22 protein-coding genes are annotated in these 22,386 nt (G+C 51.4%); 7 read left to right on the top strand and 15 right to left on the bottom strand.

Annotated elements, in window-relative coordinates; translation table 11 throughout:
* Positions 1-228 precede the first annotated feature (228 nt).
* The 6 genes from BN2762_RS22195 to ilvB all read right to left on the bottom strand — a co-directional run bounded on the left by BN2762_RS22195 (position 229) and on the right by ilvB (position 7,148).
* Positions 229-636, bottom strand: coding sequence for a hypothetical protein (locus BN2762_RS22195; protein ID WP_055109032.1), 408 nt, complete (start codon positions 634-636; stop codon positions 229-231).
* A 392-nt stretch (positions 637-1,028) separates the two neighbouring features.
* Positions 1,029-2,108 (bottom strand): 3-isopropylmalate dehydrogenase, encoded by a 1,080-nt coding sequence (gene leuB / locus BN2762_RS22200; RefSeq protein ID WP_055109033.1) that lies wholly within the window; start codon positions 2,106-2,108, stop codon positions 1,029-1,031.
* Between the two features lie 276 nt (positions 2,109-2,384).
* Positions 2,385-3,491, bottom strand: a complete 1,107-nt coding sequence (locus BN2762_RS22205; protein WP_055109034.1) for a glycerol dehydrogenase — start codon at positions 3,489-3,491, stop codon at positions 2,385-2,387.
* Positions 3,492-3,751: 260 nt separating this feature from the next.
* On the bottom strand, positions 3,752-4,744 hold the full coding sequence (gene ilvC / locus BN2762_RS22210; RefSeq protein ID WP_055109035.1) for a ketol-acid reductoisomerase: 993 nt from the start codon (positions 4,742-4,744) through the stop codon (positions 3,752-3,754).
* 164 nt (positions 4,745-4,908) lie between these two features.
* A complete protein-coding gene (gene ilvN, locus BN2762_RS22215; RefSeq protein WP_187386571.1) occupies positions 4,909-5,403 on the bottom strand; it encodes an acetolactate synthase small subunit in 495 nt (164 codons plus the stop codon).
* A complete protein-coding gene (ilvB, locus tag BN2762_RS22220; protein ID WP_055109036.1) occupies positions 5,403-7,148 on the bottom strand; it encodes a biosynthetic-type acetolactate synthase large subunit in 1,746 nt (581 codons plus the stop codon). The genes ilvN and ilvB overlap by 1 nt, the downstream gene beginning before the upstream one ends.
* A gap of 717 nt (positions 7,149-7,865) precedes the next feature.
* On the opposite strand from ilvB, the gene BN2762_RS22225 reads away from it, so the two are divergent.
* Positions 7,866-8,321, top strand: coding sequence for a GNAT family N-acetyltransferase (locus BN2762_RS22225; protein WP_055109037.1), 456 nt, complete (start codon positions 7,866-7,868; stop codon positions 8,319-8,321).
* A gap of 17 nt (positions 8,322-8,338) precedes the next feature.
* Here the strand turns inward: BN2762_RS22225 and BN2762_RS22230 are convergent, their stop codons facing one another.
* From BN2762_RS22230 to BN2762_RS22250, 5 genes are all read right to left on the bottom strand, one after another.
* Complete coding sequence (locus tag BN2762_RS22230) at positions 8,339-8,647, bottom strand: hypothetical protein (RefSeq protein WP_055109038.1); 309 nt, start codon at positions 8,645-8,647, stop codon at positions 8,339-8,341.
* Positions 8,648-8,837: 190 nt separating this feature from the next.
* Positions 8,838-9,197, bottom strand: coding sequence for a 50S ribosomal protein L20 (gene rplT / locus BN2762_RS22235; RefSeq protein WP_055109039.1), 360 nt, complete (start codon positions 9,195-9,197; stop codon positions 8,838-8,840).
* A 30-nt stretch (positions 9,198-9,227) separates the two neighbouring features.
* Complete coding sequence (rpmI, locus tag BN2762_RS22240; protein ID WP_019639356.1) at positions 9,228-9,428, bottom strand: 50S ribosomal protein L35; 201 nt, start codon at positions 9,426-9,428, stop codon at positions 9,228-9,230.
* A 74-nt stretch (positions 9,429-9,502) separates the two neighbouring features.
* Positions 9,503-9,997, bottom strand: a complete 495-nt coding sequence (infC, locus tag BN2762_RS22245; protein ID WP_055109040.1) for a translation initiation factor IF-3 — start codon at positions 9,995-9,997, stop codon at positions 9,503-9,505.
* A 265-nt stretch (positions 9,998-10,262) separates the two neighbouring features.
* Positions 10,263-11,501: a glycosyltransferase family 2 protein gene (locus tag BN2762_RS22250; protein ID WP_055109041.1), complete on the bottom strand. Its 1,239-nt coding sequence runs from the start codon at positions 11,499-11,501 to the stop codon at positions 10,263-10,265.
* Between the two features lie 562 nt (positions 11,502-12,063).
* Between BN2762_RS22250 and BN2762_RS22255 the strand changes: the two genes are divergently transcribed.
* Together BN2762_RS22255 and BN2762_RS22260 are read left to right on the top strand one after the other, a co-directional pair.
* Positions 12,064-12,591 (top strand): phosphatase PAP2 family protein, encoded by a 528-nt coding sequence (locus BN2762_RS22255; RefSeq protein ID WP_055109042.1) that lies wholly within the window; start codon positions 12,064-12,066, stop codon positions 12,589-12,591.
* Between the two features lie 52 nt (positions 12,592-12,643).
* Positions 12,644-13,777: an MGDG synthase family glycosyltransferase gene (locus BN2762_RS22260; RefSeq protein WP_055109043.1), complete on the top strand. Its 1,134-nt coding sequence runs from the start codon at positions 12,644-12,646 to the stop codon at positions 13,775-13,777.
* 235 nt (positions 13,778-14,012) lie between these two features.
* Here the strand turns inward: BN2762_RS22260 and trmB are convergent, their stop codons facing one another.
* Positions 14,013-14,720 (bottom strand): tRNA (guanosine(46)-N7)-methyltransferase TrmB, encoded by a 708-nt coding sequence (gene trmB / locus BN2762_RS22265; protein WP_055109044.1) that lies wholly within the window; start codon positions 14,718-14,720, stop codon positions 14,013-14,015.
* Between the two features lie 387 nt (positions 14,721-15,107).
* Between trmB and BN2762_RS22270 the strand changes: the two genes are divergently transcribed.
* The 4 genes from BN2762_RS22270 (at position 15,108) to BN2762_RS22285 (ending at position 18,105) form a co-directional block, all read left to right on the top strand.
* Positions 15,108-16,094: a tRNA modification radical SAM protein MnmL/YtqA gene (locus tag BN2762_RS22270; protein ID WP_055109045.1), complete on the top strand. Its 987-nt coding sequence runs from the start codon at positions 15,108-15,110 to the stop codon at positions 16,092-16,094.
* Complete coding sequence (locus BN2762_RS22275; protein WP_055110293.1) at positions 16,060-16,641, top strand: tRNA 5-(aminomethyl)-2-thiouridylate-methyltransferase MnmM; 582 nt, start codon at positions 16,060-16,062, stop codon at positions 16,639-16,641. Before BN2762_RS22270 ends, BN2762_RS22275 begins: the two co-directional genes overlap by 35 nt.
* 111 nt (positions 16,642-16,752) lie before the next feature.
* Positions 16,753-17,151: a VOC family protein gene (locus BN2762_RS22280; protein ID WP_055109046.1), complete on the top strand. Its 399-nt coding sequence runs from the start codon at positions 16,753-16,755 to the stop codon at positions 17,149-17,151.
* 27 nt (positions 17,152-17,178) lie between these two features.
* On the top strand, positions 17,179-18,105 hold the full coding sequence (locus tag BN2762_RS22285; protein WP_055109047.1) for an alpha/beta fold hydrolase: 927 nt from the start codon (positions 17,179-17,181) through the stop codon (positions 18,103-18,105).
* Between the two features lie 838 nt (positions 18,106-18,943).
* On the opposite strand, the gene BN2762_RS22290 is transcribed toward BN2762_RS22285, so the two are convergent.
* From BN2762_RS22290 to BN2762_RS22300, 3 genes are all read right to left on the bottom strand, one after another.
* Complete coding sequence (locus BN2762_RS22290; RefSeq protein WP_148499853.1) at positions 18,944-19,954, bottom strand: IS3 family transposase; 1,011 nt, start codon at positions 19,952-19,954, stop codon at positions 18,944-18,946.
* Complete coding sequence (locus BN2762_RS22295) at positions 19,861-20,205, bottom strand: transposase (protein ID WP_230202464.1); 345 nt, start codon at positions 20,203-20,205, stop codon at positions 19,861-19,863. The genes BN2762_RS22290 and BN2762_RS22295 overlap by 94 nt, the downstream gene beginning before the upstream one ends.
* A gap of 145 nt (positions 20,206-20,350) precedes the next feature.
* On the bottom strand, positions 20,351-22,375 hold the full coding sequence (locus tag BN2762_RS22300; protein WP_055109048.1) for a B12-binding domain-containing radical SAM protein: 2,025 nt from the start codon (positions 22,373-22,375) through the stop codon (positions 20,351-20,353).
* Positions 22,376-22,386 lie beyond the last annotated feature (11 nt).

Here is a 22,386-nt window from a genome sequence, read left to right on the forward strand (position 1 = left end):
AGACTTAAACCTTGCCATTTCAAACCTCGGGCTTACCCTGAGACCAGGGATGGATAAGATTCTCATATTTGTAATCGGACATATCCAAATGTAATTACCACTAATTAGAGAATTTTAATCACTCTTATCATAGTAAACATTTTTATTTAACGTCAATCAGAGATACTGTCGAAAAAAGAGGATACAAAAAGAAGCAGCCTCGCTAGGAGGCTACTTCGTTCTTACGGCCTATTTATTATAATGCAGCCTTGCTTTACGGCGGCTCATGACGGCCAGCCGCTTCTTCAGCTCGCTTTCCCATTTCTTATCCTGAATCCCTTTGGCTACCGCCAGAAGATCCAGGGCCATGTCGATTTGGCTCTGAACGATGTGGAGCGGATCCTCGTCCTCAACATTGACACAGTTGCCAAATATCGTCTCTTCGTCCTCCATAATGAAGTCGCCAAAATCGATTTCGGATACACCGTCCCCATGCGCGTATTCCGCCAGTATTTCATACTCATGCTCCACTTTATAATGAACCTCGACCCGATGGCATACCGGGCAAAGCAGCAGGGGAACATTATGAACCTGCGTACGATAATGCTTCAGCGTCCCCTTAGTCCCAACCATGCTGGCTCCACAGCAAAAACTCATTCCCCATCACCCTTTCCCGAGTTAGACGTCGGTGTATATTTGAAGGTATCCTTATGTTGCATTAGGCTTCCTTTAATTTATTCGTGATTGTTACTTTAGATTCCTTCGAATACTTGTAATTATAAACCCTTTTTATAAATATTGAGCTGGAAGAACTAATTTTCTTACATAATTAAAACGGGAGAAAAAACCCCCTGCATCTGGATAAGCTCCAGTCAGGGGGCATCGTTAAGATGCAGATATATGCTTCTATAGCTCTATAAGCTCAGATTACTTGCTCAGGTTATCGTCTTGTCCGGCCCAGCCCATCAGGAAGACACCGCCGGATTGCCGCGCTTGAAGAGCATGAAACGTCTCTTCTACGCTGCAGACCGCTGCATGATCCTTTAAGCTTATTTGCGGATAGCCGCTACAATGAGGTCGCCCATCTCTTTGGTGCCGATCGCCTTACTCTTGTCAACCGCGATATCGCCCGTGCGGTGGCCAGCATCCAGCACCTCGGCTACCGCTGCCTCGATGGCGTCCGCAGCATCGGCATAGCCGAAGGTCAGGCGGAACATCAGGGCAAGGGATAGAATCGTAGCGATCGGGTTCGCCAGGTTCTGACCGGCGATGTCTGGCGCAGATCCGTGTACGGGCTCGTACAGGCCGAAGCTGCCTTCCCCAAGGGATGCGGAGGAGAGCATGCCGATCGATCCGGTCAGCATAGCCGCTTCATCGCTAAGAATGTCGCCGAACATATTCTCCGTAACGATTACGTCGAAGCTTGAAGGACGGCGCAGCAGCTGCATCGCGCAGTTGTCCACGAGCACATGCTCCAGCTCGACATCCGGATATTCGGGAGCGATACGGTTCACGACTTCGCGCCATAAGCGGGAAGTTTCCAGAACGTTAGCCTTATCGACGGAAGCTAATTTCTTGCGGCGTTTCTGGGCAATTTCGAAGGCTTGGCGGACGATGCGCTCAACCTCGTTCACATTATAAGCGCAGGTGTCCACGGCTTCTTGTCCGTTCTCGGTCTCGCGGCGGAACTTCTCACCGAAATAAATACCGCCCGTCAGCTCGCGAACAACCATCAGATCGGTCCCTTCAAGCACTTCCGGCTTCAGCGTAGAAGCATCCTTCAAGCAATCGAAAACAACTGCCGGACGAAGATTGGAGAACAGCCCCAGCGCTTTGCGGATTCCGAGCAGTCCCGTTTCTGGACGCAGCTCCTTCGGGTTGTTGTCCCATTTCGGACCGCCTACCGCTCCAAGCAGCACCGCATCGGCGCGCTGGCAGACTTCCAGCGTCTCCTGCGGCAGCGGGGTGCCTTTCTCATCGATAGCGATGCCCCCGAACAAGGCATGCTCGGTTTCAAAGCGGTAGCCGAATACTTCTTCCGTGCGCTTCAATACCTTCTCTGCTTCAGCTACGACCTCGGGGCCGATGCCATCGCCTGCAATTACCGCAATTTTCTTCACTTCTGTCATGACTTACAACTCCCTCTCATTCACTATACTCTTCGAACAATGCTCTTCTTCTGTTGTAACATAACAGGTAGGGATAAACAAAGATATAGAATCTATTAATGCAATAGGTTTTAACTATAAGATATGAAAAAACATCTGTCTGCTTGCATTTTAGGAAACTGGGCGCTTTTAAACGCATTTTGCACGAGCTTAGAATAAAACAGGGATTAACCCGGTCTATACCGGTTAATCCCTGCATGGGCTTAATTTTGCCCGGAAATCAGGCACCACAAAGAATCAGCCTTCGCGGTACGACTCCGCGATGGCATTGGCCGCCACAATCGCATTGTATACATCATCCGGTGTCACCGGGAAAGGCATATTGCCCATGGTATCCCCTTCGGCACAGGCCGTTTCGGCTACTTGGCGCCACTCTGACTCGATGAATTTCGTAACCCCGAGATCCTTTAAGGTCAACGGAAGCCCTACCCCTTTTACAATGCCGATCACGGTCTCCAGCTCCTCCTTCGGAGCGTTCTCCAGCACCAGCTGGGCGAGCAGCCCAAAGGTAACCTTCTCTCCATGCTGCGCTTTATGGAGCGCCGGCACGGCAGTCATTCCGTTATGAATGGCATGGGCCGCTGCCAGGCCGCCAGATTCGGCTCCGACGCCGCTCAGATAGATCGTTGCTTCGATCGTATCCTCCACAGCTCTGGTCGCCACCCCCTTCTCTACGGCGCGCTGGGCTTTGACGGCATTCTCAATCAGAGTCTCGTAGCATAAGCGCGCCAAGCCGAGACCGGTCGTCGATGGCTTCATCAATGCCAGATTATCGCCAAATGACCGGTAGCAGGCCCGGGCTTCGAAATAAGTCGCCAAAGCATCGCCAATACCGGCCGCAAAAAAGCGCGGAGGAGCGGCTGCCAATATGCCGGTATCCGCCAAGACGACATCCGGATTGCTTGGCAGAAATAAATACTCGTCGAAGGAGCCGTCCTTTTTATAAATGACTGCAAGTGCGGTACATGGCGCATCCGTTGAAGCGATCGTCGGAAAGATGACGACCGGCAGCTTCTCATAATAAGCCGTAGCCTTGGCAGTATCTAGGGTCTTGCCGCCGCCGATGCCGACGATTATATTAGCTCCCGCTCCCCGGGCCAGCTCGCGGTGGCGGTTGATTTCCTCCTTCGTGCATTCATAGTTGAATTTCTCGAACACGGCTTTATTGCCGCCCTCCTCGATCGATTTTCCTGCCTCCCGCTGGGCACGCTCCAGAATAAACTCGTCGCAGATAATATAGGCGCTGTCACCGAAGAACTGCATGTACTCGTTAAAGCTGGACAGAAGCTCTCTGCCGGTGATGTATTTTTTGGGGGAGGTCACCGATTTAACCGTATTTTTCATGTTTGCCTTTTCTCCTTTGGCTAAAATTGCTGTAGATCCCTCCTTAAGATAAACTAATTCGCCTGGATTTAAACACTAGCTTGACTCGCCTCAAGGCTGTTTATTTGCGGGTGTCTAACAGACGCCTGCCTTGCCCGGCCAAAAGACTCTGTAACGGTGACAGCATGGGCTCTGCTTCCGGTGATGGGTAATGATTTGCAAATGTAAAAAAAGCCGCGGAGCAATCTCCACGGCTTGATTCGATACATATCATTAAATAATTACTTCTTGATCCAGTGCATCAGACCGCGAAGCTCTTCACCAACAACCTCAATCGGATGGTTAGCTTCGTTGCGGCGGGTAGCCGTCAGGAATGCACGGTTGGATTGGTTCTCCAGGATGAAATCGCGTGCGAATTTACCTTGTTGGATATCAGCCAGCACTTCTTTCATCGCTTTCTTCGTTTCCTCGGTTACGATGCGAGGTCCTGTTACATAGTCGCCGTACTCCGCAGTGTTGGAGATGGAGTCACGCATTGTAGCAAGTCCGCCTTCATAGATCAGGTCAACGATCAGTTTCAATTCGTGCAAGCACTCGAAGTAGGCCATTTCCGGAGCATAGCCAGCTTCCGTCAATGTTTCAAATCCAGCTTTGATCAGGGCGCTTACGCCGCCGCACAGAACAGCTTGTTCACCGAACAGATCCGTTTCTGTCTCTTCGCGGAAGGAAGTCTCAATGACCCCTGCACGAGTACAGCCGATGCCTTTAGCATAAGCAAGACCGATTTCTTTCGCTTTGCCAGTCGCATCTTGATGGATAGCGATCAAGCCTGGAACGCCGAAGCCTTCAACATACGTACGGCGAACCATGTGGCCTGGCGACTTAGGAGCAACCAGAAGCACGTCGTTGTCTTTGGAAGGCACGATTTGTCCGAAATGAACGTTAAAGCCGTGCGCGAACAGAAGTGCAGCACCTTTCTTCAGGTTAGGAGCGATTTCATTATGGTATACCGCAGCTTGAGTCTCATCCGGCATCAGGATTTGAACAACGTCTGCACGGCTTGTTGCTTCAGCAACAGACAATACTTCGAAGCCGTCCTCTTTGGCTTTATCGAAGGATTTCCCTTCGCGAAGACCGATCACTACGTTCAGTCCGCTGTCACGCAGGTTTTGAGCGTGAGCATGGCCTTGGCTGCCGTAGCCGATGATCGCGATCGTTTTTCCTTTCAATACGCTAAGCTCTGCATCTTTTTCATAGTACAAAGTAACTGCCATTTGTATAGCCCTCCTAAAATTTTACGGGGCCGCCTTTAGCGGACTCCCTTGTATTAGTTCTATCCCCATGGTGAGCGGGTGCTTCAAAGGACCGTTCCTCTAACTCCCTGGTGATCCTCTCAAACCCCCGCTCACCAAATGTGGAAATGTTAATGAAGCTTGCCCTATGCGTTGCCGCGAATCATCGCGGTCACCCCTGTACGAGACAGCTCGCGAATGCCGTAGGGATGGAGCAGCTCGATCATGGCGTCAATTTTCTCCGTGTCGCCAACGACCTGTACAATCATACTGTTCGTCCCGATATCAACGACAGCAGCGCGGAAGGTCTCGACGACGCCCATGATTTCCGGGCGCTCCGACGGCTCCGATTTTACTTTGATCAGCGCCAATTCGCGGCCGACCATCGGTTTGGAGCTAAGATTAACTACTTTAATAACATCGATGAGTTTATACAATTGTTTCTCGATTTGTTCCAGCGTCTTGTCGTCGCCTTGGGTTACGATGACCATCCGGGACAACCCTTCTTCTTCCGATTGCCCTACAGTGATGCTCTCGATATTGAAGCCGCGCCGGCCGAACAGGCCGGAAACGCGCTGCAGAACTCCTGGCTGATCATTCACTAATACTGCTATTGTATGGCTTGTCATTGTCGTCGTCATTATTCACAGTCCCCCATCAGCATTTGATCAATGGTGGAACCCTGGGTAACCATCGGATACACATTTTCCTCTTTGCTGACCACGAATTCCACCAGCACAGGACCCGGCGTGTCCATGGCTTCCTTCCAGACCTGCTTGGCTTCTTCCTTGTTCGTAGCCCGCAGTCCCTTCACGCCGTACGCCTCCGCCAATTTTACAAAGTCCGGGCTGCCGGCCAGGTCGATATGGCTGTAACGGTTCTCGTAAATGAGCTCCTGCCATTGGCGCACCATGCCGAGCACCTGGTTGTTGATTACGACGACCTTGACCGGAATGTTATTGATGGCGCAAATCGCAAGCTCCTGCGCGCACATCTGCATGCCGCCGTCACCGTTGATCGAAATAACGAGCCGGTCTGGATGAGCCATCTGCGCCCCGATCGCTGACGGGAACCCGAAGCCCATCGTGCCTAGTCCGCCGGAGGTGATCCAGGAGCGGGGCTGATTGAACTTGTAATACTGGGCCGCCCACATTTGATGCTGGCCTACGTCCGTCGTCACGATCGCTTCGCCCTTGGTCGTATCGTTAAGCAGCTCGATGACCCATTGCGGCTTAAGCTCCGTATCAGAATCCTTGTACTTGTAAGGCTTGTCAGCCATCCACTGGCTGATCTGACTTCTCCAGGCATCCGCTTTGTCGCTGCGACCCACTAACGGATTAAGGAGCTCAAGCACCGTTTTCACATCGCCGACTACCGGGATTGCCGTTTGTACGTTCTTGCCGATTTCCGCAGGATCGATATCGATGTGTACTACTTTAGCATGAGGAGCGAATCCGTCAAGCCGTCCCGTAACGCGGTCATCGAACCGGGCCCCGATATTGATCAGCAAATCGGAATTCTGAATGGCCTGGTTAGCCGTATACGTACCGTGCATTCCCGGCATGCCCATCCACAGCGGATTGCCGCTAGGGAACGCACCCAGGCCCAGAAGCGTCGTCGTGATCGGAATTTCCGTCCGGGTCACGAATTCGAGCAGCTCTTCATGGCCTCCGGAGTATACGACCCCGCCGCCGGCAAGAATAACCGGACGTTCCGCTTCCTTGATTGCCGCCGCTACCTTTTCCAGCTGAAGATGGTTCGGAACGACCTTAGGATTGTATCCCCGGAGGTTAACGCTCTGTACCGGCTTGAACAGGGTCTTGTTCGCGGATACGTCCTTCGGAATGTCGATCAGTACCGGCCCTTTGCGGCCCGTATTGGCGATGTGGAACGCTTCGTGAATCACGCGGGGCAATTCTTCTACGCTGCGTACCAAGTAGCTATGCTTCGTGATCGGCATTGTGATGCCGGTAATATCCGCTTCCTGGAAGGCATCCGTTCCGATCAGGCTGGATACGACGTTTCCGGTAATCACCACGAGGGGAACCGAATCCATGAACGCCGTCGCGATCCCGGTGACTGTGTTCGTCGCCCCCGGTCCCGAAGTTGCGATACATACCCCTACCTTGCCGCTTGCCCGTGCGTAGCCGTCGGCTGCATGAATCGCTCCCTGCTCATGTCTTGTCAGCAAGTGATTGAAATCCTTGAAGCCGTACAACGCATCGTAGATGTACAATACGGCTCCGCCCGGGTAACCGAAGACGCAATCGACACCTTCCAACACCAGGCTCCGTAGCAATATTTCCGAACCCGTAATGACTTCAGGTTTCATCCATTTCTCACGTAATTGTTCTGTAGACCGCACTGCTGGTATTTGCGCGCTCATCAGTCATCCTCCTTCCAAAATTTAAGTATTTCTAGAGAAATACAACAAAAAACCTTCCGCCCGCCAGAACAGTCTCCTGTTCCGAGGGACGAAAGGTTATCGCTTCCGTGGTACCACCCATTTTTACCCAGCACCTCACAGTGCCAAGCCTTGACGAGTAGGGATTGCTAGCTCTCTCCTTACTCGTGGCCTTTAACGCAGGCCTGACGATTCTCCCTAATAGGCTTGAAGCGGAAATACACAGAGTGATGTCCCGCGTGTTCGCTTTTCAGGAAAACAGCTCCGAGGTGAGCTCGCATTTAAGGGATTAATGGTGGGTGGTCTCAGCAAATCCATCCACTCTCTGAGCAAAGAGCCCTTAAACCTTCGTCCTCTTCATCGCCGATTCGCTATGAACGTTAAAAATGTTTAGACACATTATATGATTAGTTCGCGCATAGAGTCAATACCCTTTTGCCATATGATTTGGCGCTATTCTCCAAAACACCTCACCACACTGCTGAATTGCAGGGTTAAAAACCTTGGTGGAGCAATGATCTTCCGCACGCTTCCTTGCGATGAAACTCCGTGCAGACGTTATATTCCCCTGGCCGGCAATGCGCCTTCAAAAACCGTGCCACCGATTGATCCATGGAAATGCGGAACCCATTCGCCCTGCTACTTCATATGATGTATTAAAGTGCCCAAAATACGCAGCGCAAGGAGGAGTACGAGCGTATGATCCGATACAGACGACCCAAGCAGGATGATCCCGTGATTATTGAGCTGATCCACAAGGAGCTTGTCCCTCATTCGAGCATGTCCCCGCCGGAGCTGAAAAAGGTGATCCGGGATATTCCCAAGCGGCTTGCGCAGGGGATTACGCTTGTCGCCTCGCCTTATTATGAGGCCGATCCCGTAGCTTTTATCCATTTCATGATCCATGGGGAGCTCCTGTATATCGATATGATGGCCGTTGCATCGCAGCAGCAGCGGAAGCGCCATGGCAAAACCTTGATCGCCCATGCCGAAAATTTAGCGGGCTCCAGGGGCTGCACCCGGGCAAAAGTCTTGGTGGACCAGGAAAATGCCCGGGCCCACCTGTTTTACCAAAATTCCGGATATGAAGTCGTCCGGTATATTCCCTTTTCCCGGTGCTATGAGCTGGAAAAGAGGCTGCTGGTCCGGATGTAGGCCCTCCGTTTTAATTTCTAGCGGTAATAGCCATACGGGTAGCCGTAGCCGTAACCGCCGTAATTGTAGCCATAGCCGTAGCCGTAAGGATATCCGCCATAGCCATATCCATAGCCGTAAGGGCCGGTCCCAATGGCTAACAGATCAAATAAAACGAGCGGAATGAGCGCCTTCGTTTTCACTTTTTTGCCCGGCTGGCGAACGATCAAGCGATTGCCGCTGATTTTAACCAGCTTCCCCGTAACGATGCTGCCATCCTTCTTTACAGCGGTAATGGATTTGCCAAGCCATTTCTCGGCTTCTTTTCTCGTAACCGGTTTACTCACTTCGATCTTCCTCCTCGATTAGAGTTAGCTTGCTTCATGCCAGTGTATTCACCAGCCGCCGCATTCGCTTCCACCATCGCCTTGCCCTAGCAAAAAACCGTCGCCTGCGCTTGCCACGAGAGGCTCAGCCGCTTGCAATGTAAAAAAACAGGCACCCCAAAAGGGGCGCCTGTTATGCGCGCACGCAGTATTAAGCGTTGATTTTCTCTTTAGCTACTGCCGCCAAAGAGTTGAATGCATTCAGATCGTTAACAGCGAGATCAGCCAGCATTTTACGGTTGATGTTCACCTCAGCCAGCTTCAAGCCGTGCATCAATTTGCTGTAAGTCAACCCGTTCAGGCGAGCTGCAGCATTGATACGAACGATCCACAATCTGCGGAAATCGCGTTTTTTCGTGCGACGGTCGCGGTAAGCATACAGCAGGGATTTCATAACCTGCTCGTTAGCTGTTTTGAAAATACGGTGTTTCGAGCCAAAGTAACCTTTAGCAAGCTTCAATACTTTTTTATGACGACGACGAACAACGAATCCGCCTTTTACTCTTGCCATATCAATAAACCTCCCAGAAATTTAAGTGAATTACTTCAGATTTGCAAGTTGCTGTTTCAAACGTCTAACATCCCCAGCATAAGCAACAGGGCTGTTCGCCAGGACGCGCTTGCGACGGTTGGACTTATGAGACAGCAGGTGGTTGCGGTTCGCTTTGTAACGTCTAACTTTACCCGATCCTGTAATTTTGAAGCGGCCTTTCAGGCTGCTGTGAGTTTTCATTTTAGGCATTGTACTTCCCCCTCAAAGTTTGTGGGCACGGCTTCACGGAAGCTCCTTAAGCGGAGCCCCTCGCTAAGCGGCGCTTAGTTTTTCGGTGCCAAAATCATAATCATGCTCCGGCCTTCCAGCTTAGGAATCCGCTCGATTGAGGAGATGTCCGCAACCTCGTCTTTCACGCGGTCCAGAATCTTCTTCCCGATGTCAGCATGAGTAATTTCACGGCCACGGAAACGCACCGAGCATTTCACTTTGTCGCCATCCTTCAAAAATTTGATCACATTGCGGAGTTTGGTCTGGAAATCATGTTCCTCGATATTCGCGCGGAACCATACTTCCTTGATATCCACTGTCTTTTGATTCTTACGGGCTTCCTTCTCTTTCTTCTGCTGCTCGTAACGGAACTTGCCGTAATCCATAATCCGGCATACCGGCGGCTTGGCCGTCGGCGCCACGTTCACCAAATCCAGATTAAGATCGATCGCCATTTGCAGCGCCTCGCGGAGCGGCTTAATGCCGATTTGTTCGCCTTCAGCGCCTACCAAACGGACTTCCTTCGCCCGTATCTCATCATTGATCAAATGTTCTTTACTGATAATTCTACACCTCCACTTAAAATTTTCGGTCAGCTGCAACCTCATTTTAGAAAATTAAAAAGGGATGCAGGCGTACACCCGCATCCCAAATTGATCATCAATTCATCATGAACATAAGACATTCATAAATCATCGGATCAAAACCAGCCGACATCATCGGACAGGTGAGAAGACAGCGCCTCTGCTTACAATCCACTTTATTTGTTCCATGCTTAAATAATTTACCATACCGCGAAGCCATAGTCAAGCACTAACCTTGCTTGCTTTGAACTTCCTCCAAGCGAACGACGCGCGTATGCTCGGTATGGCTCCACTGCTTGTTGTTCTGCGTGAAGAACGCGTAGAAAGTAATCGGCCACCACGAGATCAGATACAGCGGGAACAAGACGAGATAAGCATATACCTTCTTCGACTTAACCTTCTCAAGCACCATCGCCGCAAGGAAGATAAATACGTTGGCCGCGATCGCGATGAACGACACCCACAGCGGCAAATATCCATACAGCGTAGCGATGTTCGGCCCGTTAAAGAAGGACTGGTCGATCCAGATCAAGGCCGTGAGCAGGAAGGTGAGCAGCACGATGTATACGTTAGCTCCATACAAGGCCATGTCCAGTTTGACCATGCTCCGCTCCTTGATGCTCTGCCACAGAAGCGGGAAGAAATAACGGCGCGCTACCGTAAAGTGCCCCTGCATCCAGCGCAGGCGCTGGCGTGCCGATGCTTTGAAGGTCAGCGGCTTCTCATCGAACAGCTTGGCATCGTAATTGAACACGGGGTGAATCCCCTTCTCGACACAGCGCATCGTGAACTCCAGGTCCTCCACCAGGCTAGTTGCCCCCCAACCGATCTCCTTCAGAAGCTCGGTCTCGAAGCACATGCCTGTTCCGCCCAGGAAGTTCGCGAGGCGCAGGTTGTGCCGGGACAGCTGCCACAGGCGGTTGCAGTACCAGTATGAAATACCGTAAGCGGCAGTAATCCAGGAATCCTCCGGATTCTTCGTATCGATATACCCTTGGATAACGCGGGCGCCGGAGCAAAGATCGTTGTTCATTTCGCTGAGGAAATCTGGATGAGCCAGGTTATCGGCGTCGAACATGACGACCGCGTCATACTGGCGCGGCATTTTCCACAGCTGCTTCAGCATCCATTCGATCGCATAGCCCTTCCCCCGCAGGTTCTCGTTTGTGCGAATGCAAGCGTTCATGCCATGGCTGCGTACGATGTCTACGGTTCTGTCGGTACAGTTGTCGCAGATGACAAATACGTCATAAAGCTCTTTCGGATAGTTAAGCTGCTTCAAATTCTCCATCAAGGCTCCGACTACAGTCTCCTCGTTATGCGCTGCTACGAGTACCGCAAAAGACTTCGTCGGCGGGAAGTGAACTTTTTTCTTTTTCTTGTACATCCCGAACAATGCCAGACCAAATTGGTACACTCCAACTATGGCCAGTACGATTTGCAACGATATCAAAATGGTGTCCATCATGATTTCGTATACCCCCTTTAACCCCTTTTAAATTTACAATTCTTTTTTCTCTAAGCGGGCTTTTCTTGTTTCTCTGAATCATGACCCTGTGTACTCGTCGTTCCTGGTAAAAATATTTCTTTCTGGAGTGCATTAAGATTTTCCATGACTTTGACTCATTTGTCAAAGCCCATCTTGCGCCGTCCTTCACCAAATACAAGCGAAGTCGCTCTGTAGCTGCATACGGCGCCACCGCTGCCTGCACAGAGTGCGGTTATTTCTTATTTTCATCAATTTTGGCGTTTTTTATTTCATCTGCACCTCATGAAAATGAGCGTAAGCAGCCTTAATACTTCGCCTTTGTAACATAAACGAAAAATAAATCATAAAAGTTTACTAAATTGCTCATTTTACTTTAAACTTTTTTGCTATGATTTGAATCATTGTATAGGGTGGATAGGCGCAAAGTCAAAATTCGGGTAATAACTTCAAGCAAAAAAAAGAGCCTCTGTCCTTGAAATGATCACGGAATAAAAATATGATTAGTCTAACCTGAAAATGCCTTGCTGTGCGGAGGGATGAAATGACTCGATTTTTACAAATGTTAAAACAGTTCGACCAGAAGCTCTTTATGGGGATCAACGGCCGCCTGCACGGCAGCTTTCTGAATTTCTGGCTCTATTACCTGACCCATCTGGGGGGAGCGACCTTCACGATCAGTTCCTCGCTGCTCGTCTGGTTCTTCGCGCCGAAGCCCTGGAGCACCGTAGGCCTTCAGTCCTGTGTGGCGCTCGCTGCAAGCCATATTCCCGTAGCGGTCGTCAAGAAGACCTACCCGCGGGTTCGTCCTTATCTGACCCTGCCGGGCACGAAGACGTTCCGCAATCCGCTGACGGATCATTCTTTTCCGTCAGGCCATACTACAGCCATCTTCTCTGTGACGATGCCGTTCATGCTCATCGAGCCGCGCCTCGCGCTAATTTTGGGACCGATCGCGCTGTTAGTCGGCATATCCCGAATCTATCTCGGCTTGCATTATCCTTCGGACGTCCTGGCCGGCGCCGCAGTCGGCACGCTTACGGTCTTTGGCACGGTTGCATTATGGCCGTAAAGGGGATATTGTTAAATCGAGGGAAAACCTTCCGAGAAAAGGTGAAACTAAAGTGTCTAAACAAAGAGTCTTGCTTTTATCTGAGGGATTCGGAGCCGGTCATACCCAGGCAGCCTACGCGCTTTCCAGCAGTCTACGCAAGCTGGCACCTCACATTCAGACGAAGGTACTGGAGCTTGGCAGCTTTTTGAATCCTAGAATGGCTCCACTGATCATCACAGCTTACAAGAAAACGGTATCATCTCAGCCACGGCTCATACGTATGATGTACCGGAGCAATTATAAGAGATCCTTGAACCGATTGACGACGGCGGCGCTTCATCGGATATTCTATACGCGAACAACCCAGATTATCCGCCAGCTTCACCCCGATGTTATCGTATGTACGCATCCGATTCCGAGCGCGGTCATTTCACGCATGAAGAGGCTGGGACTGAACGTCCCTCTATGCACCGTCATTACCGATTATGACGCGCACGGGACCTGGGTCAGCCGGGAAGTAAACTGTTACCTGGTCTCTACCGAGCAGGTCAAAGAGAAGCTGCTGGAGCGGGATGTCGAGGAGGGCAAGATCCGAATCACCGGCATTCCCGTTCATCCGAATTTCTGGGAGAGGCACAGCAAAGAGGAAATCCGCCAGCAGTTCGCTCTCAAAAATATGCCTACAGTCCTAGTGATGGGCGGCGGCTGGGGATTTATGAAGGATGAAGCAGTCAATTCATTGCTTGCCGCGCACCGCGACAAAATTCAGATCATCTTCTGCTTTGGCAGCAACCTGAAGTCGCTAGAGAAGATGAAGAAGGACCCGCGCTTCCTTCACCCGAACATCAGGCTGCTCGGATTCACCCGGGAAATCGACAAGCTGATGGAAGTCTCAGATCTGCTTATTACGAAGCCCGGGGGCATGACGTGCACCGAGGGGCTCGCCAAAGGGATACCGATGCTGTTCCACAAGCCTCTCCCAGGTCAGGAAGAGGAGAATTCGCAGTATTTCGAATCGCAAGGTTGGGGCACCTCCATCAATTCGCTTGACGATATTACGAAATGGATCTACCGCCTGACGGATCGTTATGACGAGGTTGCGCTAGCCAGGGAGAGGGTGCTCAAACAGATCGCCAAATACCATCCGATGCAAAGCGCCCAGGTCATTCTGGACCTGCTGGAGGAGAACAAAGTACCTTCTTAGAGTATAAGAGAAGAACAAATTCATAGGATCGATGAGGATGCGGATCCGTAGCGTGCGGGGACAACTTCTCTCAAGCAAACAGGCCACCGATGGATCGGTGGCCTGTTACATTTCGTCCTGCTTGTGGATGGGCATTATGCGTCTTGCTCCTATATATGCGCCTGAGCCCATTGTGAGCTAGCTGTTATGAGCTTGGCGTCTCATGAGAGCTTGGCACAAGTATGAGACTGGCGCATTAGAACTGCTCCATTTTGTGCTCGTGGTAGCGCGCCAGGGCAGCTTCGCCGACGATAACTTCGCAGCGGTGAATGTTCACGCCCTGATTGACGAATTTGGTCTCGTATTCGGTCATCACATGCTCCTCATTGATGCCGCCGCGGTGCAAATCCAGCGAAACGTCATTCAACTGGAGTCCGCAAGCTGCAAAGGCGTTCAAGGAAAACTGGAACAACTCCCGCGAATCCGTCTTGAAATGAATCTCTCCATTCTCGTTAAGCAAAGAGCGGTATTTCTCCAAAAACCTCGGATGGGTCAACCTGCGGCGGCCATGCTTCTTCTTAGGCCACGGGTCGCTAAAATTCAAATAAATCCGCTCGATTTCCCCCGGCGCGAAGAACTCCTCGATCGACTCGATGTTCCCCAGCGCCAGCTTAACGCTAGGCGGCTCCTCCTGTCCCCGCTCCTGCCAGACCGCTCGCACCTTCTCGCTCGCCCGGCGAATCAATTCATCGTACATATCCATGCCTATAAAATTAACATCCGGGTGCTTCACGCTCATCCCGCTGATGAACTGTCCTTTCCCCATCCCAAGCTCAATATGGATCGGGCGGTCATTGCCGAAAAGCTCGGACCAGCGCCCCTTATATTCCCTTGGATCCAAGATAACGAGATGCTTCTGCTGTTCCAGGTTTTCCCGGATTCCTTTTCTGCCGCGTAAACGCATGTCATTCCTCCGCTTTCTATGCATACCTGTGGCGTTTAGGCCACAATAGTTTTCTGATACTGCAATTATTGTGCCGAAGATCGTCCCTCTTGTAAAGGGGAGAACAGTGAAAAAGGAATCTTGCGGCCGCCGGGGAGACGGTTTGCGCAGATTCCTTTTTCGATATATTTGGAATTGGGGTCCAAACCTTAATTTGTGTTACATTCAAAATAACATAATCTGTAATCCATCGCAAGAAAGCAGCGAGGGCAAGTTCCCATTTTTCCTCATATTTTGATACAATAAAACAGTGACAATCCCACTATTAATGCGGCTTTACAGGAATTGTCCAATTTCGTAAAAATTATGACAATATAAAAAAAGTTGTGACAATATAAAGGAGATATGATGAATATAGAACTGAGTCCCGCCCCTAAGCTATGGGCGGATAAACGTTTTCACACCTGGAATTACGAGATGCGGGAGCAGTTTGGCGAGAAAGTATTCAAGGTTATGCTCGATGCCGGCTTCACCTGCCCCAACCGGGACGGCTCGATCGCCAAAGGCGGATGCACGTTCTGCAGCGCCCGCGGCTCCGGTGATTTTGCGGGCAGCAGACGCGATGATCTAGTGACACAATTCAACAAAATTCGCGACAGACAGCATTTAAAGTGGCCTCAGGCCAAATACATCGGATATTTCCAGGCCTACACGAATACCTACGCTCCAGTCGCGGTGCTGAGGGAGTACTACGAGGCCATTCTGGAGCAGCCCGGCGTCGTCGGCCTGTCGATCGCAACCCGTCCAGACTGCCTGCCTGACGATGTGCTCGATTATTTGAGCGAGCTGAACGAACGAACCTATCTATGGGTTGAAATGGGCCTGCAGACCGTCCATGAATCCACCTCGCAGCTCATTAACCGGGCCCATGACACCCAGTGTTATCTCGATACAGTAGAAAAGCTGCGGAGGCGCGGCATCCGCGTCTGCGCTCACATCATTTACGGGCTGCCGCAGGAAACCCATGAAATGATGCTGGACACCGGGCGAGCCGTGGCCGAAATGGATGTGCAGGGCATCAAAATCCATCTGCTGCATTTGATGCGCAAAACGCCGATGGTCAAGCAGTATGAAGCTGGCCTCCTCCGCTTCCTGGAGAAGGACGAGTATGTGAAGCTCATCGTCGATACGCTAGAATTCCTGCCGCCGGAAATGATCGTGCACCGCCTTACCGGCGATGCTCCGAGAGAGCTTCTCATCGGCCCGCTGTGGAGCCTGAGAAAGTGGGAGGTACTGAACGCGATCGACGGCGAGCTGAGACAAAGAGATACCTGGCAGGGGAAATATTGGAGGGGATCGCATGGGCTTCATGTCCGTACTGAGCTTCGCCCATAAGCTGATCGGCGAGCGGCTCCAGCCTGGAGAACGGGCAATCGACGCTACGGCGGGCACCGGCCAGGACACACTCTTCCTCGCCCGTGCCTGCGGCCGCCGGGGAAGAGTCTATGCCTTCGATATTCAAGCCAAGGCGCTGAGCCTTGCGCGCCGCCGGCTAGAGAAGGAGCAGGATTCCCGTCTGGCCGAGGTGACACTGCTGGAGCGGAGCCATGCGGAAATGGAAGAAGTTCTGCCGGCAGACCTTCACGGCAGGGTCGGAGCGGTCATGTTCAACCTCGGCTATCTGCCGGCGGAGGGTGCCGATGCCAGCGTCATCACGCTGACCCAGACGACACTGACGGCGCTGGAGGCGAGTCTCAGGCTGCTGCGCCCCAAAGGGATTGTCACTATCGTTCTTTACCCGGGCCATCAAGGAGGGGACGAGGAAGCGGACGCTGTAGAGAAATGGGCTTCAACCCTTCCCCCCTCTGCCGGACAAGCAATCGTATACCGGCAAATCCAGAGGCCAGGCGCTCCCTATTTGATTGCTGTCGAGAAAAAGTAATTTGAAATGGTAATCTTAGAAAAGGTAATCTAAAAAAGATAATCTTAGAAAAAATAATTTAACGTTTGAACCCGTATTTTGCCAAAATAATTAGGATAAGAGGGATTTACTATGACGATTCGGAAAATTGAGCATGTCGGGATCCGCGTCTCTGCGCTGGAGGATTCCATTGAATTCTATGAGCGGGTAATCGGACTGAAGCTGCTGCACATCATCGGCGAGGTGGAGGACAAGCTGCGCCTGGCCTTTCTCGCCTTCCCTGGCCAGGATAACGTCGAAATCGAATTGATATACGTCCGGGATGGCGAAAACCTGCCAAGCGAAGGGCGCGTGCATCATATCGCCTTCACCGTCAGCCATATCGAGGAGGAATACAAACGGATTTCCAGCCTCGGACTATCAGGCCTGGATCCCGAAATCCGTTCGATTCCAGGCGGGAGCCGCCTTTTCTTCTTCAATGGGCCGGACGGGGAGCGGATCGAATTCTTTGAACCCGTCCATTTGGCTTAAGGAACGTCTCGAAAAGGGGTGAAGCGGTTGCTGGAGCAAACATTTACTTTTACCAATGATGCGCAGAATGAAGTGTTCGTCTACGAGTGGAAGTCAGAGGATCCGTCCGTTCAGCCGCGCGGCGTGCTGCAGATCGCCCACGGTATGGCCGAAACGGCGAAGCGCTACGAGCGCCTGGCTGACATACTTACCACTCGCGGCTGGATCGTCCTCGGAGGCGATCATAGAGGGCATGGCAGAACGGCAAAATCTGACACTGAGCTGGGCTGCATCGGCAAGGGAGGTTTCGGCGGGATGGTTCGGGACATGAGCGAGCTCAGTCGGATCATTAGAGGGCGTTACCCCGATTTGCCCTTATTCCTGCTCGGTCACAGCATGGGATCTTTTCTGACGCAAAAAATGATGTATACGGCGCCGGAGCCCTACTCCGGCTTCATCCTGTCCGGAACCAACGGACCACGCAGCATGCTGGCATTTGGTGAGAGGCTCGCCCGGCTGCAATGCCTGATGCAGGGCGAACGCCATCCCAGCCTAATGCTGAATGCCCTCGTCTTCGGGTCCTACAACAAGCGGTTCCTTCCGCCCCGCACGCCGTTCGATTGGCTTTCACGGGACGAAGCTGAAGTGGATAAGTACGTAAACGATCCGCATTGCGGATTTCTGTGCAGCGCCGGTTTCTTCCAGGGGTTCTTCTCCTTACTGCAGGAGATCCACCAGCCGAAACGGATGAGAGAAATTCCGAAGAATAAGCCGATCTACATCTTCGGAGGAGACGAGGACCCGGTCGGCTTGCGGGGCGACGGCGTAAAAAAGCTGGCCGCGCTGTACAACCTGCTGCTGATCCGGGATGTGGAGGTCAAGCTCTATCCGGGAGGCCGGCACGAAATGCTGAACGAGACGAACCGGGACGAGGTTATGCGCGACCTCGCCGATTGGCTGGAGCGGCACGTCTAAAAACACAAGAACCGTCCGGATAACCGCCGGACGGTTCTTGTGCGCTTGTTAGGCACGCTGATGGATTTAATTTAGCTAGCCTAAGTGTCCTGACACTGATGGAGCGACTTCGACGCTCAAATGGTGGTACGCTGGTAGAGTGACTTCGATCGCTCAAATGGCGGTACGCTGGTAGAGTGACTTCGACGCTCAAATGGTGGTACGCTGGTAGAGTGACTTCGATCGCTCAAATGGCGGTACGCTGGTAGAGTGACTTCGATCGCTCAAATGGCGGTACGCTGATAGAGTGACTTCGATCGCTCAAATGGCGGTACGCTGGTAGAGTGACTTCGATCGCTCAAATGGCGGTACGCTGGTAGAGTGACTTCGATCGCTCAAATGGCGGTACGCTGGTAGAGTGACTTCGATCGCTCAAATGGTGGTACGCTGGTAGAGTGACTTCGATCGCTCAATTGTTGGTACGTTGATAGAGTGACTTCGATCGCTCAAATGGCGGTACGCTGGTAGAGTGACTTCGATCGCTCAATTGTTGGTACGTTGGTTGAGTAACTTCGATCGCTCAGATGTTGGTACGTTGGTTGAGTAACTTGGATGGATCTAGATGCATTTCTTACATTTGTTTTAGCTCTTAATGGCAGTTATCTGAAGGTAGCTGTATTTCATGCATCTAAAACATTACTTTTAGCCCTTACCCACCTTTATACTGCAATCTAATTGCAAGAAATGCATTTAGTTGGATGGTTCAACGATCAGATGCAGCTTTTAATTGCATTAAATGCATGTAGCGGTTCAACCCCCTAAGTTTGGACACTTTCCACATCATACTTAGGAAATCACATTATAGCGCAATTTTCTTTGGGTTAATCAAGCCCGCGGTGACTAAACGCAAGTATTCCTTGGGCGGCCAATCGTAGAGACTGCCGTGGATGCGTTCTGTGTTGTAGTATCGAATAAATCGGTCGACCACTGCAAAAGCCTCTTCGTAGGTTTCAAAACAATTCCGCTGGTAGCATTCTTGCTCTACAATGCTGTGGTACGACTCAATAAAAGCATTCTTGTTTGGCGTTTGGTTGGGGATCCTTTCATGCTCTAACCCCGCTTGCTCGCAAAAGGCATGGAACGCTTTGCTAATGAACTGCGGCCCATTATCCGTCCGGATCACCAACTTGTGTTCTTGTTCGTGGATTCTACGTTTAAAAAGCGCCTTCTGGATCGTACGCAAAATGTCTTCTGTGCTGCAGACCTTTCCACGGTAATGGGCGACAATGCTCCGGTCAAACACGTCAATGATGCTGGCCAGGTAGAAATGTCGGCGTTTGCCGGCTACGTAACCATACTTAATATCCATTTGCCATAGCTGGTTTGGTCCGCTCACAATACGGTTATTGGCGAGCTTTTTAGGTACGGGGTTTTTCAACTCTCGCTGTGGATGGAGAATCCCCATTTCTTTGCAGAGACGGTAGGTCTTCTTTTTGTTAATAATTAGCCGGTATTTTCGCCGCAACAACGTCGTCAGCTTCCGATAGCCGAAGGCAGCGTTAAGGCCTTGAATCAAGCGTCTGAGGTATCCTTTAATGCGAGCATCTCCTACCTTTTTTCCATCCTTGTCATAGGAGAAGCCTGGAACAGGCCGACCGCTGCTGACTGGCTGCTGGCGTTCAGGATGCTTTAGGCGATAGTAGTAACTTGAACGTGGGACTCCACATAGAAGGAGCACCTTTTGAACGGGATACCCTTGCTGAATCCAATAGATAGCTACTTCCAATCGGGATACTTTTTTTTTACCAGGTCTCGTAGAATGCTGTTCTCGAGCTCTTTTTCGCCTAGTAGCTTCATGGCATCGTTGTATTTCTTCTCTAGTTCCTTGAAATTGGCTGCATCCTGCTTCATTTTTTCTGCATCGTTTTGCTTCTTTTTCATAAGGTCACCCACCTCATCTTGATACTGGCGAACCCACTGGCTTAACGTTCTAGGAGACATTCCATGCTTCCGGGCTACTATCTCCGTCCGATAACCCGAGAGCACCTCTACCACAAGCTCCTTCTTCGTTTCATTGGGGCACCTAAATCGTCTTTTCATGGATTCTAACTCCTCACTCATTTTAGTGTATCTGAGGTGGATTAGAGTGTCCAATTGGATTAGGGGGCTAAATAGGTAGTAACATTTGATGTTATCACATATTTTAAATCGATCTTTTAACGGATAAATGCCTTAATGCCGTATACCGTTTAATGTTATTTCCAGTTTATATCCTCGCTAACGGCATCGAAAAATACAACGGTTTCTCGTCCTCGGTCTGCTGGTAGAGCACAACGAGCAGGCTTGGCTCCATGTTATCCGCAGAGAGTTCCTTGCCCTGGAGTACATCCTCGAGCCGGAAAGGCAGCTCCTCCAGAACGGCAAACTTCTGCAGCTCACGCTCGCTCAAATTCCGCACGTCGAGATAGGATAGAAGACTCTCCCGCTGTGCAACAAGCTGCCTAGACTGACCCTCCGGCCGCTCGGCAAGATGTTCAGATAGACCCTTCGACTGCCCTGCTAACTGCCCAGACTGACCCTTGGACCGTCCTACAAGCTGTTCAGACAAAACCTCCGCATGACCTGCTAACTGCCCAGACTGATTCTCCGACCGCCCAGCAAGCTGCCCAGACAAAACCTTCGACTGCTCTGCTAACTGCTCAGGCTGGCCCCCCTGCCGCTCAGCAAGCTGCTCCGACAGGTCCCCCCACTGCTCAGCCAATATACTCAGATACCTTCCGCGGGCATCCTTGCCGATGCGGTCTTCCCACCAGATTTTGCGCGGCTTGTACTTGTGCCCGAGGAAGTAGTCAAGCTTCATGAGACCCAGTACCACCTCCGGCGTCTTCAGCTTGCGCTGGCCAAGGAATTCGTGCAGGCGGAGGAACAAATCCTCCAGCTGGTGGCCGATGCGCTGCCAGCCCTGCTCTTCCCAATAATCGCCGAATTCCTGAAAGAAATCGAACGGGGAATCGAATTCGACCCTCATCAAATAATTCAGCGTATGATCCATCCGGTGAGCATTCCAGTATTTCTCCAGCACATCCTCCAGCCGCTTCAGGCGGACGACGTCAGCAAAAGACAGCACGTCATTGCTAAGCATTTCGTAAGGCGCATGCTCCATGTAAACGTAATTGTATTTCGCCGCGTCGTTCCGCAGGCCGGTGCCGCGGAGCATTTTCAAGAACCCAAGCTGCAGCTCCTCAGGCCCCAGCGCAAACACGTCGTTAAATGTCTTGCGGAAGGTCGCATAATCCTCCTGCGGCAGGCCGGCGATCAGATCGAGATGCTGCGCGATTTTGCCGCTCTCCTTGACCTTGGTCACGGTACGGGTTAGCTTCGTGAAGTTCTGCCGCCGTTTCACCAGCTCATTCGTCGGATCGTTCGTTGACTGCACCCCGATTTCAAAGCGGAATATGCCGGGAGGCGCGTTCTCAGCGAGGTAATCCAGCACCTCCGGCCGCATGATGTCCGCAGTAATCTCAAACTGAAACACGCAGCCGCGATGGTTCCCGATCAGGAATTCGAACATTTCCATGGCATAGCTGCGGTTGATGTTGAACGTCCGGTCGAGGAACTTGATGATTTTGGCGCCGTTGTCGATCAGGTACAGGATATCCGACTTCACACGCTCAATGTCATAGTAGCGTACACCGACCTCGATGCTGGAAAGGCAGAACTGGCAGCTGAACGGACAGCCCCGGCTCGTCTCGAAATAGACGATGCGTTTGCTGAGATTCGGGATATCCTCGGGAAAACGGTGCGGCGAAGGCAGCGAGTTCAGATCCGATTTTGGCCGTCCCGGATTGATGATCACCTCGTCTCCTTTGCGGTATGCAGTCCCAAATACATAGTGGAACTTCCGGTCCCCGGACAGCTCCTGCAGCAGATGGTGGAACGTCTCCTCCCCATCCCCCATCACGATAAAATCTACGCTCTTGACGCGCTCCATCCAGTACTGCGTATCGTAAGACACTTCAGGCCCGCCAAGGACGATGGTCGTCTCGGGGAGCACTTTTTTGAGCACGTCAATAACACGAATCGTCTCTTCAATGTTCCAGATGTAGCAAGAGAATCCGATTACATCGGGCCTGCGCTGGAATAAATCAGACACGATGTTCATCGTCGGGTCCTTGATCGTATATTCGGCAAGCTCGATGTCGAACTCGTTCCCGCTATAAGCTTTCAGCAGGCGGATCGCCAGGGAGGTATGGATAAATTTCGCATTCAGCGTCGATAGTATAACCTTCATGATTTCACAGC

This window comes from Paenibacillus ihumii (genome assembly GCF_001403875.1).
In the GTDB taxonomy this organism is placed as follows: Bacteria; Bacillota; Bacilli; order Paenibacillales; family Paenibacillaceae; genus Fontibacillus; species Fontibacillus ihumii.

Bases quoted from the DNA above. Each gene is read 5' to 3' on its own strand.
- BN2762_RS22300 (WP_055109048.1), bottom strand. From the start codon at position 22,375: ATGAAGGTTATACTATCGACGCTGAATGCGAAATTTATCCATACCTCC.
- BN2762_RS22205 (WP_055109034.1), bottom strand. From the start codon at position 3,491: ATGAAAAATACGGTTAAATCGGTGACCTCCCCCAAAAAATACATCACC.
- rplT (WP_055109039.1), bottom strand. From the start codon at position 9,197: ATGGCAAGAGTAAAAGGCGGATTCGTTGTTCGTCGTCGTCATAAAAAA.
- rpmI (WP_019639356.1), bottom strand. From the start codon at position 9,428: ATGCCTAAAATGAAAACTCACAGCAGCCTGAAAGGCCGCTTCAAAATT.
- BN2762_RS22270 (WP_055109045.1), top strand. From the start codon at position 15,108: ATGAATATAGAACTGAGTCCCGCCCCTAAGCTATGGGCGGATAAACGT.
- BN2762_RS22275 (WP_055110293.1), top strand. From the start codon at position 16,060: ATGGGCTTCATGTCCGTACTGAGCTTCGCCCATAAGCTGATCGGCGAG.
- ilvC (WP_055109035.1), bottom strand. From the start codon at position 4,744: ATGGCAGTTACTTTGTACTATGAAAAAGATGCAGAGCTTAGCGTATTG.
- BN2762_RS22295 (WP_230202464.1), bottom strand. From the start codon at position 20,205: ATGAGTGAGGAGTTAGAATCCATGAAAAGACGATTTAGGTGCCCCAAT.
- BN2762_RS22255 (WP_055109042.1), top strand. From the start codon at position 12,064: ATGACTCGATTTTTACAAATGTTAAAACAGTTCGACCAGAAGCTCTTT.
- BN2762_RS22195 (WP_055109032.1), bottom strand. From the start codon at position 636: ATGAGTTTTTGCTGTGGAGCCAGCATGGTTGGGACTAAGGGGACGCTG.
- leuB (WP_055109033.1), bottom strand. From the start codon at position 2,108: ATGACAGAAGTGAAGAAAATTGCGGTAATTGCAGGCGATGGCATCGGC.
- BN2762_RS22250 (WP_055109041.1), bottom strand. From the start codon at position 11,501: ATGATGGACACCATTTTGATATCGTTGCAAATCGTACTGGCCATAGTT.
- BN2762_RS22225 (WP_055109037.1), top strand. From the start codon at position 7,866: ATGATCCGATACAGACGACCCAAGCAGGATGATCCCGTGATTATTGAG.
- ilvB (WP_055109036.1), bottom strand. From the start codon at position 7,148: ATGAGCGCGCAAATACCAGCAGTGCGGTCTACAGAACAATTACGTGAG.
- ilvN (WP_187386571.1), bottom strand. From the start codon at position 5,403: ATGACGACGACAATGACAAGCCATACAATAGCAGTATTAGTGAATGAT.
- BN2762_RS22280 (WP_055109046.1), top strand. From the start codon at position 16,753: ATGACGATTCGGAAAATTGAGCATGTCGGGATCCGCGTCTCTGCGCTG.
- trmB (WP_055109044.1), bottom strand. From the start codon at position 14,720: ATGCGTTTACGCGGCAGAAAAGGAATCCGGGAAAACCTGGAACAGCAG.